The sequence below is a fragment of the Mycoplasmoides pirum ATCC 25960 genome, from assembly GCF_000685905.1.
GTDB classification, from domain to species: Bacteria; Bacillota_I; Bacilli_A; order Mycoplasmatales; family Mycoplasmoidaceae; genus Mycoplasmoides; species Mycoplasmoides pirum.
On sequence record NZ_JMKZ01000001.1, the window covers coordinates 585440 to 600706 of the forward strand.

At 25.2% G+C, this 15267-nt stretch carries 4 protein-coding genes and 1 pseudogene; all 5 read right to left on the reverse strand.

The features are described 5' to 3' along the window. Positions 1-514: 514 nt before the first annotated feature. Positions 515-4042, reverse strand: a complete 3528-nt coding sequence (locus T397_RS0102630; RefSeq protein WP_027124100.1) for a hypothetical protein — start codon at positions 4040-4042, stop codon at positions 515-517. Positions 4043-4084: 42 nt separating this feature from the next. Continuing rightward, entirely contained in the window at positions 4085-7354 is a 3270-nt protein-coding gene (locus T397_RS0102635) for a hypothetical protein (protein WP_027124101.1), read from the reverse strand. 279 nt (positions 7355-7633) lie between these two features. Further along, positions 7634-11092 (reverse strand): hypothetical protein, encoded by a 3459-nt coding sequence (locus tag T397_RS0102640; RefSeq protein WP_027124102.1) that lies wholly within the window; start codon positions 11090-11092, stop codon positions 7634-7636. 48 nt (positions 11093-11140) lie between these two features. Then, a complete protein-coding gene (locus tag T397_RS0102645) occupies positions 11141-14353 on the reverse strand; it encodes a hypothetical protein (RefSeq protein WP_027124103.1) in 3213 nt (1070 codons plus the stop codon). Positions 14354-14608: 255 nt separating this feature from the next. Further along, a pseudogene (locus tag T397_RS04380) lies at positions 14609-15267 on the reverse strand (hypothetical protein); the annotation flags it as partial.

The following is a 15267-nucleotide window of genomic DNA, read 5'->3' on the forward strand; positions in this document are numbered from 1 at the left end:
TGCCGTTAAAGCGACAAGTTAGTTTTTTATATTTTTTTAGTTTTATAAGTAATTAAAAAAAATTCTTTATATTTTAATTTTTTGTTTATTCGCAAAACAAAATAAAAATAAATTTTTAATTTAAAATAAAGTTTTTTTAATGATTATTTAGACCATAACCTATAATTTATTTAGATTTAGTAGGTTTTATAGGCAAAGTAACTAGTTTGAGATTTTTGGTTTTCAACATTTTTGTTTCAAATCTTATATTTATTGTTTTCTATATTATTAGCATTTTTTCATAAATTATAAAAAAACAATAATAAAACTACTTTGTTTATTTTTTTATATTCAAATATTTACAATGTTATAAAAAATAAAAACAATTTTGAAAATTTAAGTTGTTTGTTTAAAATCATTATATTAATAAAACTCCCCTTATCTTGTTTGCTTGCATACTTTATAAAAAAAGTTTGAATTTGAGAGAGAAATATAAACAAAATAAGGGGAGTTTTAATTTAATTAAAATACTAATTTAGTTATTGTTAACAACTTTTTTAGGTGTCGGTTTTGGCGAAGGTGGAGTTTTAATTGATTTACGTGGTGCATTTTGTTGTGCTAGTGAAGATTTTGGTCCACTTGCTTTAAGCATTTGTGGTTTAGCTTTTATATTGTTAGCATTTGTGCTGTCAATAATTTTTTTGAAAACACTACCAACAGCTGTAGTCAATGTTCCAACTTTTTCGTGTTGCAATTCAAAACCAACTTTAATAGCTTTTTTATGTTTGGACATTGGAATTCCAATACCACATCCTAAACCAATAATTAAAGCAACTAAAACAATTGGTACAGCTATAATAATTGGTAAAATTCAATCAGCCATTGCACTAAATCCAGCAAATGTTAAACTATTAATACCATTAATAGATTGACTACCAGTTCTTGGCATTATATCATAAGTTTTAGTCAAACTATTTCATGAATAAGCAGTAAATGTAGCAGTTTGATCAATGAAATTCTCATTACTAGCAACAATAATAACTGATCCTTTTGTTGGTTGTGAATTTTCAATATAAGGTTGTTTTGAAATTTCAAAAATATCATTTACAAATTCTTGTTTAACAATTTTTATTTTTGTTCCAATATCTAAATTATTACCAGTAATTAAAGATAAATCAATTATTTCTAATAAATTACTTAAACTATTAGTTAAAATTTGATTTGAAAGGTTTGATACAAATTTTCCACTACCCAGTAAAGACAAACGATCAATTTCTAAAATCGTATTGTAATTATAATGACCAAAGTTATCTATTAATTGACGATATGAAATACTTTCAGTTTTTGTTTTGTGAATTTGACCATAAAAAATATCATTTGTTTTATATAAATCATCTCTAGTTTTTAAAAGAACATCAAATTCTCCATTTATTTGTTGTTCATTATTTTGCGAAACATAATATTCATTTAAAGATATATTATTATCTAAACCAGTTTTTCAACTAAAATCATTACCATAAGACGTAGTATCATTTTCAAGTTCAAATCAAGCTTTCTTTTCACCAACACCAAGTGAATTAATTAAAGATATTTGTCCACTACTATTTTTTTGAACATTGTAAAATAGTCTTTGATTTTTTCAAATAGCATCTCCATAATATTCACTAATTTCTGGTTGTTTAGTTACTATAAAATGTTCATTGTTTGTAGTTTTTGCTATATCATTACTTAATCATAAACTTGATAATTCAGAATTTCTATTTACTGAATTTAGACCAACGAATTTATTTCATGGCAATGTTGAATCATTTTTACTAGATGAAAATTCTTGGTCAGTGTAAGGATCTTCACTTATTTTAAAACTAGAAGCAATAGTTGGAACAGTATCATTGAAATCTTTAATACCTGTTACATAAATTCCGACACCTGTACTAAGTAGTTTATCAGTTATACTTTTATATGCGGAAGGCGCAAAAGTAATTGAAGAATTACCAATTTTAGTGTAAGGATAATCCATATCACTATATTTTGCTATACCAACTAAATTACTATCACCAATTGAAATAGATGAAGGACCATGATATGCAATATCTTTTAAACCAAGTTTGGGTTCATTCAAATATACAATTGATTTACCAACTTGCATTGCATAACCATAAATTGTCTTGCTAGGATCTTCTTTACTTGGCATCTTAACTTTTGTTAAACCACCAACAGATTTTAATGAATATCCAAATGATAAAGTTGAATAATAATAATTAATTGCATTACCAATTAATAAACTTAAATTATATGAATAAGATAAATTGTTATTATTTGTGTTATTGTTATCAAAATTAAATATTTCTCCTACTTGAAAACTAGGTGAATAATCTCATGGAAACGGAGTTCTTCCGTTGACAAAACCAGTGTAAACAACAGTACCTAATCTAGTAAAACCATTTAATGATGTATAAGGACTATTTATATCAGTGGATAATGAAGAATTAGATGTTGTTGTATGATTTTTTTTATCAAAATAATAATATGTTCCAACAGATGAAGAAACACTCATTGTTGTACCGACATCAAAATAACTATCAATTGCTAAAACATTATTAAAAGATTCTAGATTATTTTCTGAATTATCTAAAGGTAGATTAATTAGAGAATCAATATTAAAAGCTGTGCCAAATAACAAAGCAGGATCAATTGAATTAGCAGTTACATCTTTAGGATCATTAACAATATTTGCTCCTGTTAATTGCAATGATCTTTTTTCTTGAATAGTATTAACAGCATTACTTGAATCCTTGTTTCCTAAACGATTTTGAGATTCTTTAACTTGACCTACTGTAATTCCACCTGCCAAATAAATATAACCAGCATTAGTACTAGATGCTGCATCTGTTTGAATTCCGCCTATCGCAAGTCTTGGAACATAACTAAAATTATTAGTTTGACCAATCGGTGCATAAGATTGATCTCATCTCAAATTTGGTCTTGCAAAATCGCCACTTAAATTGGAAGGTGAATAATGTAAATATCTTAATAAATAAGCGTAAGGTATACCAACATAATTTTGATTATTATCAGTGCTAGAAGTTGCTTTTGTAAAATCTAATTTTCACATTCCAATACTTAAAGCTTCGGGATCGTTAAATATTGTTCCATTTCCACCAAAAATAAATACATAACCATTTTTTGCAAACATGTTACCCAAATTACTAATATATTGTTTTCAAGGTAAAACCATTTTTGTATTACTTATGTTATTAATGTTTTGATCCACATTATTATTAACTTTTTCTAATTTACTAGTTACATATCAAGAAGGATGATCATCTTTTGTAAAAAAAATATTTGAAGTTATTTCTGCATCAACATAATTTACATATGATGAATTGTTGTTTGAAACAGAATCCATTTTTCATAATTTAGGATAATTATTAACCATTTTTTCAGGAGAAATATTAATAATTTTTTCTTCATTAATAATAAATGATGGTGTTCAAGTGCTACCTGAATATGAGTTAATATTTTCAATAATTTGAACAACTGTCGCTTGTTTTTGTTTATAACTAATAGATGAACCTTTTAAATCATTGTATCCATGCGGATCATTTGGGTCACCAATTGATTGTTGTTGATCTGGTGCTTCTTTTGGAATTAACAATAAATAAAGAATATTTTGATTTGCTCCTTCATCTTGCGCAATTTCAACAACTTTCTTATTTGCGAAACTAGGATAATCTGATTTTAAGGTATTAGGATCAAATTCTCATAAAATATTTCCAAAAGAATCAATTCTTGTTGCGCTTTGCGTTTCAGTTAAAACAACAAAACCACCATTTTTAACTTCTATTCCATCAAAATTATTATTTTGTCATCGACGAATATTACCAACTTTTTTACCAACATTAGAACTACTAAAAGTTTTTAAATTTTGTTTAAGAACTAATTTATTTATTTGTTCTTGGTTAAAAGTGCAATATAAACTAATTGCTGCTATGCTAACAGTAGCAACACTAATTAAAATTGTCAATATATGTTTGTAACTAAATTTTTTATTTTTTTTAATCATAAATTTCTCTCTAAAAATTTATTAAAAGCGTTTTTTGGGAACTTAATTTGCAGTAGATTTAGGTGAATTTGGAGATTTAGGTGAAAAATGACTTTTAGCAGTTGGTCTCTTACGTGCTGCTTTCAACATTTGAGGTGATTTATTATTTTTAGTTTGTGTCAATATTTTTTGATAAACACTACCAACAGCTGTTGTCAATGTATCGATTTTTTTGTTTGATGAAGCAAATCCTTTTTGCATTATTTTTTTATTCTTGTGCAATGATAATGTAACAAGTACACCAATTAAAATAAACAACACTACTAAGAAAGAAACCCCAGAAATAATTGCTGGCATAACTCAAACAGCCAATGAAGCAAATCCATCATAAGAAAAAGAAGGAATATTTAATGAAGTATTGTAAACAATATTTGGATATTCTAAACTATTGAATAAAACTGAAGTATAGTATTTACCATTAATAAACTTTAAAGCAACATCAAATGTAATAGTTGATGAAGTAGTTTTAATGTTAAAAATAATTGGTTCTTCTGTTGGCTTGTTAGTTTGGTTGTCAATCACACTTCAACCACCAGAATAATTAATCAATTGTTTTAATAAATCATAATCACTAACAATTTCACTTGGTGTCTTATCAAGTAAATTACTATCAATTAAATGTTGTTTTTCAACAGGTTTTATAATTCCTCAAATATTTGAATTTGTGGTAATTGATGAATTTTCATCTAAATTATGAGTTGAATTTGTATTAGTATTTAATATTTGAGAAGTTTTTTCTTCGTACAAGAAAATAAAATTATTTTCAAAAAAAACAAATAATTTACTAATTTTATTTAAACCATTTGAAGACAAATAATTATCTAACGAGAAACTTCATACACTTAAGTCAGATAAATAAGTTATTCTATAACATAAATGTTTATTTAAATTTTTATCTTGATAAGTTAAAACTCAATTGTCAGCAAAATATGAAATAGATAATAAATTTGTAAATTTATTGATGCTTTTTTCATTAATTAATTCAATTGAATTTTTTGTTTTATCATTTAATAAATTAGCATATGGAACCATTTTTAATCCTAATGCTGGTTGAATATAATCATATGTAAATGAATAAGCAAATCCACGAAAAATTAATACTGCACCAACTTGCATATAAGTCCCAAATGAAGTTTTAATTTTTTTGCTTGTCAATTGAGGAGAAAAAGCAACAATTTTTTGACTAGCAGTGTTTTCTCATCCATCATTTAAAAAATTACTAGATTTTTTTGGATTTTTATTTAACAAAATTCTAGATAAACCAACAAAATCATAACCCACTTCAATTATTTGGTTCGGATTGTTTGTAGTAGTTCCATTATAATCTGATGGAGGAGCAGAAATATTTTTTATATCTTGAGTTCAATTTCTAGGGTTAGAAATAATTTCTCTAGCAAAATCAAATCTTTTAAAATTTTTTGTTGATGGTTTAGTTTCAACACAATTAAATAGTGAAAATTTTTCTGGAAAATTAGAATTTGAATTAGTTGATAAATTACTAAATGTATTTAGATAAATTTTTTCTTCAGGAAAATCATTATAAGATGATTTGGGTTCAATACAAATAGAAGAAGCAATTTCACTAGTCATTATCGGTAAAATAGTTTGTGTTTGAATTGCAGAAAAAGGATATTTAAAATTATCTGATCGTGTTGATCAAATACCTTGTGATTGTCCTAATTGATAAAGAGATGCATTAATTGATGAAGAGCTAACTAAAATATCTTGGTTGTTATATTGATTGCCGGTATTTTTAGTATTTTGGATATTAGTATTTTGAGGAGCGGGCATAGCAATTGAAGGAATAGATGATGGTTCATAATTACCAGTTATTGTTTTATTTGACTCATTTCAACTACTTACTTCTTCGGGTGTCCCAAAAGTTCCTTTTTTAATAGTTTCTATATTTGCAGACTGAATATTTTGAGCGTTATCTACTAATGAACTATTGAAATCAGATATATTTGGTTGCATCATTGCTAAAAATACATATGAATCTGATTTATTGTTTTCTTGATTAGTTATAGTTAATGTTTTTGCGCCACCAACAAATCATGCTAAATTAGATATTTTATTTTTTAACATAAATGGCAAATAAAAATATTTTTTTAAAACACTAGAATTATTTCTTCCTGAATTAGCATAATATTCAACTTCATTTTGGTATTTTGAAGCATATGGATCAAAATCATAATTTGCATATAACAAAGGTGTTACATATAAATTTTGTTTTCCAGTTGTTTTTACTTCAAAATTATAGAATCAAAAACTTTGATATGCATTGCCCCCAAACAACAAAATCATTTTTTTATTTGTATATTTATCTTTTAAATAAACCATATTATTAGCATTATTTAAATATAATTGCTTTAAAATGTAATAGTCATGATTACTAGTGTCTATTGCGCTGTTAGCTGCTTTCTTGCCACTATTACCTAATAATTTATAAATAATTGATTTACTATCATCATTTACATATATATTATTTTCAGTAGTTCTTGTATCACTGGCTGTAGAATTACTTGTTGTTGTATTTCTAATAAAAGATAATTTAGAATTATCATCAGTTTCTTGAATTGCTTCTTGAACATAAATATGATCTCAAATATTATCTGCTGCCTCAGGATCAGTAATTGTATTTGAAGTGTCCGCTAAATTAGAAGTAATGTTAGCTTTATTGTTAATACCAAAATTTGGTAAACCTAAATTATATACATTGAGTTGTTCAAAACTTGAACCTGTATCATATATTTGAACAACTATTGCTGGGTTTTGGATTATGAATCTAATATCATTTGCTGTTAAATTATTTTGATCTTCAACACTTAATGTTAATTGATTATTAACTAATAAAACATATAAATATCCATTGTCATCAGTATCTGCAACTATTTGTCGTGTTTGATAATTTAAAACATTATATTCTCACTGATATAGATATTGCATTTGAAAATCTAGTTTAACTATTTTAGCTTTATTACTACTCTGATTTGTTGCAGTTAATATGTAATTACCATTATTGTCTACAACTTCATCAGTATTAACCTTGCCTGACTCAATATTTTGTGATGTAATTTTTAAATCATTAATATTAGTCAAGGGTTGTGGATTAACTTTATTTCTAGTTAAATTAGTGTTTTTATTAACTAACGAATTATCTAAATTATTTTTATTATTATTTAAATTTATAGTACTTACTAAAAATAATCCTACTATAGAAATTCCTAAAAGAGAACTAATAGCAAAAAACTTAGAACGCTTAATTTTATTCATTTTCTTCTCTCATATTTTTAAAAGTTAAATTGAACCTTTATTCAAAATAAATATTTAAAAATTAAAAATTAATGCTAGCATTCTAAAAAAAAAAAAAAAAAGCAAGTTTTAATAAACAAATGTTAATTTAAAAATATATTTTTATTAACAAAAAACTTCCTTTATTTTGTATGACTTATATACTCTTTAAAAAATTTATATAAGAAGAAAAAAATAAAATAAAGGAAGATGTTGTTATTTAAATTATTATCAAAATAAATTTAATTATTAATTAGCGGTTTATTTTGATGCTGGTTTTGGTGGTGGAGTAGCATTTGATTTAGTTATTGGTTTTGGTGGTGGAGCAGTTTTTGGTCCACTTGCTTTAAGCATTTGTGGTTTAGCTTTCATATTAGTGGCATTTGTGTTATCAATAATTTTTTTGAAAACACCACCAACAGCTTTTGTCAACGTATTTACTTTTTGATTTTGCAACTCAAAACCAATTTCAATTGATTTTTTATGCTTAGCTAATGGGATTCCAACACCACAACCTAAACCTATTGTTAATGCAATTAAAACAATTGGTATAGTAATTGTGATTGGTAAAACCCAATCAGCTAATGCACTAAATCCCGTAAATAAAGAATGATTAATATTATTTATTAAGGTACTTTTAGTTTGTGGCATTATATCGTAACTTTCAATTAAACTATTTCAAGAATATGCAGTTAACAATACTTCCTGTTTTATGTAGTCAATATTTGAAGCTAAAATTATTACTGAACCAAGAATTGGTATTTCATTTCCAACAATTGGGTTCTGATCAACAATAAAAAAATCTTTAATAAATTTTGATTTTAAAATTTTAATTTTTTTATTTGTGTCATCTAAATTATTTGTTATAGATGATAAATTAATTTCTTCCAACAATTCTCCTAAAGAATTAGTTAAAATTTCATTCGGTAAATTAGATACAAATTTACCTGAACCTAATAATTTCATGCGATTTAATTCATTTATTGTTGAATATTCATTTATACCTGAAACATTTTCTATATAACGATACGAAATTCCTTTTGAAGTATTTCTTGAAATATTGCTAATTTGACCAAAAAACATTTTTGAATTTTGTTCATATCTAGTATTAAGTACAACGTCAAAATTTTGATTATTGTTATTAGTTTCATTTGATTTTACAAAATATTTGTTTGCTTCTGTTTGTGTCATATTAATGAATTGCAAACTTTTTTGTCCATTTGCTGGCATTACTTGCGAATCATCATAATTAAATCAAGCTTTTGTTGTTCCTTGACTTAATAAAAAATAATCAGGCATAGATGTGCTACCAAGTGAACTTGGATAATTAGTTCATCGACTAATATTAGAAAAATCATATTCAGGAATTTTGGGATTTGACGTTAAAATAAAATATTCATAATTATTTGTTGAAGCATCGTGATCATTTCATAAACTTAACAATTCACTATTATTGTTCGTTGAACTCAAACCCACAAAATCATTTCATAATAATCTTGGTTCTTCTACATTTGCATTAGAAGAAGTATTTATATAAGGATTTTCACTAATTTTGAATCCTTTTGTAATCATTGAAACAGTATCATTAAAACAACTAATACCTCTAATATATTGTGCTACACCTAATCTAATTAACGCAATAATAGTGTTACCATATCCATTGTGATTGAATGGTGTTCAACTATTTGTTACTTGGTTATAAACATTTACATAATTCTTTCCAGCATATTTACCATTAGTTAATAATTCTTTATTTCCTATAGTTACTGATGATGCACCGTGAAATGCAAGATTATTGGTATCAAATTTTGGTTCATTTAAATACAAAATTGAATTGCCAACTTGCATTGCATATCCATAAATGTTGCTGTTTTGTATATATTGACTTGGCATTTGCACTTTAGTTAAAGAACCAACATTTTTTAAAGAATAACCAAACGATAAAGTTGGATAATAATAATTTTTAGCATTTTCAACTAATAAATTTAATGTGTATGAATAAGAAGCTGTTGATCTATTAGTAGTATTTGGATGTAAAATATCTTGGGTAGATGTAGTATTACTTAAAACATATTTAACTTCGCCAATGTAGCTTAAATCAGTTGGTCTAAATGGTGCTGGTAAATATTTTCTATTTGCTGAAATTTCAACATTATAAGAAGCGTTTGTATAATCCCCATTAGTAGATGAATTAAGTCAACCGTCACTAGTTGTACCTTTGTTAAAAAAATAATAAGTAGCATATGCTGCTGAAACAGCCATTGTACCACCAATATCAAAATAGTTATTATTAATCAAGGCTGTTGAAAACAAATAATCATTATTTTCATTAATTTTTATTTTTGTTGGAATATTCATTAAAGTATTAATATTAAAAGCTGTGCCAAATAGCATTGCAGGATCAATTGAATTAGCATCAGTATCTTTGGGATTTGATACTGTATTCGCGCCCGTCAATTGTAATGATCTTTTATCTTGAATTGTTTGGGATTGATATTCTGGATTGTGGTCACTTGCTACAGGATTTTGATTTGTATCAACTTCTTGTCTAGATTGTGAATTAGTTACTTGACCAACAGTGATTCCGCCAGATAAATATAAAAAATAATTAGCTGCACCTGATATATTAGTTTGAATACCACCAACTGCTAATCTTGGTACATAACTATAATTATTAGTTTGACCTATTGGAGCATAACAAGAATTTCAATTTCAAATATAGAAATTATTAATTGATCCTGGTTCATAACTTAAATTTTTTAATAAATAAGCATACGGAATGCCAATGTAATTATCATTTTCTAAATTAAAATCTAATTTTCACATTCCGATACTTAATGCCTCGGGATCATTAAAAATAGAACCATTGCCACCGAACATTAATAAAATTCCATCTTTTGCATACATATTACCTAAATTAGTAATATATTGTTTTCATGGCAATACCATAGTATCACTTAAATTAGTGTTTTCTGAACAAATATTGCTAACTGTTTGACCACTTGAACTTACATATCATGAAGGGTGATCATCTCTTGAAAAGAACTTAGAAGCATTAGTTTGGTTATTTTTAAAAACTGGATTAGTTTTTGTTCAAGTTGATGGATAATTATCAACCATTTTTTTAGGATTAATATTAATTATTTTATTAATGAAAAATGAAGGTTTTCAAATGTTATTTTCATACAAATTAACATTTTCAACTATTTGAACAATACTTGCCTGCTTATTAATTGAATTTTGTAATGAAATATAATTACTATCATCTTGTTTATCAAAATCTTGCTTTTGGTCTGGTGCTTCTATTGGTACTAACAATAAGTACAAGATATTAAAATTACTACCTTCATCCTGAACAGCTTCTACAACTTTTTTATTTTTAAGTTGACTATATTCACTAGGTAAATTTTGTGGATCAAATTCTCATAAGATATTCCCAAAAGTATCAATTCTAGTTGCGCTCTGAGTTCCTGTTAGAACTACAAAACCACCATTTCTAACTCCAACTCCACTAAAATTATTATTTTGTCAATTACGAATTGCTCCAACTTTATTACCTATGTTATTTGAAACAATAGGATTTGAAACTTGATTAATTTTAGTAAATGTATTTGTTTTTTTACTAAAGATTGAATAAAGTCCTATTATTGAACAACTAATAAATATAGCACTTAACAAAAAAATTAATAAATATTTATAATTGAATTTTATCTTTTTCATATTTTGCAAATTGTCTTTCTTTCAAAATTAAATTTATTTTTTGAATTTTTAATTACAGGTAGAATTACTAGGTTTAGATAAAGTTTTTGGTGTGTTTGATACTGTTGATTTAGAAGCAAAATCATTTGTTAACTGAGATCTTTTAAGAACTGTATTTGGTTTTTTAGCAGCTTTTAACATTTGTGGTGATTTATTGTTTTTAGTTTGTACCAAAATTTTTTTATAAACACTACCAACAGCTGTAGTTAATGTTTCAACTTTTTTGTTTGTAGAAACAAATCCTCTTTGCATAGTTTTTTTATTTTTATGCATTGATAACACAATAAGAATTCCGATGACTACAAATAATAAAACCAAAAAAACAATTCCTCCAATAATTGCAGGAATAACTCATGAAGCTAAAACAGCAAATCCATCATATTTAAACACCGGGATATTTAAAGCTGAATTTTGAATTATATTTGGATAAAGATTTGAATCAACATTTGCCGATGTATAGTATTTTCCATTAACGAATTTTAAAGCAACATCAAAAGTAATAGTAGAGTTATAAGATTGAGCATTAAAAATTAAAAATGGTTCATTAGTTGTTGGCAAACCATTACTATTAGCACTTCAACCACCAGAATAATTAACTAATTGATTTAATAATGATTTATCTTTTAAAATTTCATTTGTAGTTTTAGATATTAAGTTACTGTCATTTAAATATTGCGAGCTAACTTGTTCTAATTTTCCTCATATATCAACATTATTATTTATTGATAAGCCATTATTCAATTGTATTTCGCCTTTTATACTATTTTTAATATAAATCGTTTTATTATCTTTTATTTGAATAAAATTATTATTTGCTGTTAAATTTTTAGCAATTTTATCATTTGTTGTATTTAAAATTGGATCTACATATATAGATCAATAAAAATTTCCTAAAGAATCATTTAAATAACTTAGAACATATGTTGATGAATTATTATCTTTTTGATAAGTAATAGATCAAGTGTTGTTTGCTTGTGAAATTGATAATAAATTTTGAAAATTATTTAATACGGAAGAGTGTGAAGGTTTTAGATTTGTTGATAATACATTTTCATTTAAATTAGCAACAGGAGCCATTGCAATTCCTTTTATTAATTCGAAATCATAAGTAAATGAAATAATATATCCCCGAATAATCATTGTTGCAATAACTTGATTAAATTTACCATATTCATTGGTTAAAATATTGTTTGATAATTGAGCTGAAAAAGAAACAATTTTTTGACTTGCAGAATTATTTCAACCATCTTCAAAATAGTTAGATGAATTTATTGGATTTGTATTTAATAGAACTCTTGAAAAACCTCAATAATCCTCACCAACATTAGATGAAATAATAGTACCAGCATTTGGAAAACTAGGAGATGTTTTTTCTTCTAATCAATTAGATGGTGTAATATAAAATTTTTTGCCAAAATCAAAATGATAGTACTTATTGTTTTTATAAATTGCATTAAATAATGAAAAATTATTTTCAGTTTTTATTTCATCATAAGTACTTAAATATATTTTTTCTTGAATTGATTCATTTTCATTATGAGGTTCATTGGCAATTATTGAGGCAATTGAACTAGTCATAACAGGTAATATAGTTAAAGATTGAATTGCTGAAAAAGGATAAACATAATCAGATGAATTATAACTTCCTATAGGAAAAAATAATTCAAAGGACGCATTAATAGATGATGAACCTACTAAAATTTCTTTATTGTTATATTTTGCGTTGTTGTTGGTGTTTTGAGGATTATCATTTTGGTTATTATTTATTGTAACCATTCCAGAATTTGCTGTACCACTAGAACCATTTATACTTGGATTGATTCTTTTTGTGACATGTTCAGCTGTTGCATATGTGCCTTTTTTAATATCATCAGTAACACTTGCATAATTATCAACTAAATCTTTATTAAAATCAGATACATTTGGTTGCATCATGGCTAAAAACACATAAGAATTAAAATCATTAGAATTTAAATTTTTAATTGTAATTGTTTTAGCACCACCAACATATCAAGCTAAATTTGAAATTTTATTTTTTCGCATAAATGGCAAATAGTATCAATTTTTTTGCACAGTGCTATACAATATTTCGGAAGTCGAATTTTTTATATTAAAAGGATTAAAATCATAGTTTGCATATAACATAGGAGTTACATATTTACTAGATTTACCATTAATTGAAACGATAAAATCGTAAAATCAAAAACTTTGATATGCATTCCCACCAAAAATTAAAATCATTTTCCTATTAGTTGGTTCATCTTTCAAATAAACCATATTATTAGCATTATTTAAGTATAGTTGCTTTAGAATATAATAATCATGTTCATTAGAATTTGTACTATTATTATTCTTTTTACCACTATTACCAAGTAATTTATAAATAACAGATTTAGTATCACTATTTATATAAACATTATTTGTTGAATCTATATTTTTTGCTGTTGAATTGCTTGTTGTTGTATTTCGAATAAAAGATAATTTTTCGTTTGTATCATCTTTTTGAATGGCTTCTTGAACATAAATGTGATCTCAAATATTATCTGCTGCTTGAGAATCAGTGATTTCATTAGATGAATTATTACCATTATTAGCAACATTATTTGAAATATTGTTTTTGTTATTAATAGCAAAATTAGGTAAATCTAAATTATAAATATTACGTTGTTCAAAACTTGAACCTGTATCATATAATTGAACAACTAATGCTGGATTTTGAATTGTAAATTTAATATTATTTGCTGTTGTATTATTTGAATTTTGAATATTTAAACTAACTTGATCATTAACTAATAAAGCATAATAATAACCAATATCTTCTGTATCAGCTACTATTTGGCGCGTTTGATAATTTAAAACATTGTATTCTCATTGATACAAATATTGTAATTGAAAATTTAGTTTAACTATTTTAGCTTTATTATTACTTTGATTTGTTGCAGTTAAAATGTAATTACCATCAGCATCTGTAACTTCTTCAGTATTGATCCTACCTGTTTCAATACTTTGTGATGTAATTTTTAAATCAGTAATATTTGTTAATGGTTGTGGGTTAACTATATTTTTAATTGAACTAATATTTTGATTAACTAACGAATTGTTTGAATCAATTTCATTAATATTTTTATCTAAATTTATAACACTTACTAAAGTTAAACTTATTAAAGAAATTCCTAAAAGAGAACTAATAGTAAAAAACTTGGAACGCTTAATTTTATTCATTTTTTTCTCTCATATTTTTAAAACTTAAATTGAACATTTATTTAAAATATTTAAAAATTAACACTAGCATTCTAAAAAAAAAAAAAAAAAGACAAGTTTTAAAAAACAAATCTTAATTTAAATATTTTTATTAAAAAAAAAAAAAAATCCTTTATTTTATGTCACTTGTATACTCTTCAAAAAATTTATATAAGAAGAAAAACAAATAAAATAAAGGAAATTATTGTTATTTATTAAATTATTACTAAAATAAATTTAATTATTAACTGGTGGTTTATTTGGTGCGGGTTTTGATGGTGGGGTAGCATTTGGTTTAGTTACTGGTTTTGGTGATGGAGTAGTTCTTGGGCTACCTGCCTTAAGCATTTGTGGTTTAGCTTTCATGTTATTAGCACTTGTATTTTCAATAATTTTTTTGAATACACCACCAACAGCTGTAGTCAATGTTCCAACTTTTTCGTGTTGTAATTCAAATCCAACTTGAATTGATTTTTTATGTTTAGCCATTGGAATTCCAATACCACATCCTAAACCAATAATTAAAGCAACTAAAACAATTGGAACTGCAATAACAATTGGAAGAATTCAATCAGCCATTGCACTAAATCCTGTAAAAGTAGAATTGTTTACTTGATTTATTTCCAAACTATTAGATCTAGGCATCACATCATATGATTGTGTTAAACTGTTTCAAGAATAAGCAGTAAGTGTTACAGTTTGAGAAATTAAATTTACATTGCTTGCAACAATTAGAACTGAACTAGCACCTGGCTTTAAACCTGTAGTATTAGGTGCTTTATTAATTTTATAAATCTCATTAACATATTGATTTTTCAAAACCTTAACTGTTGTTGCTTTATCAGATTCATTACCTGTAATTTCAGATAAACTAATATTTTCTAGAATTGAACTTA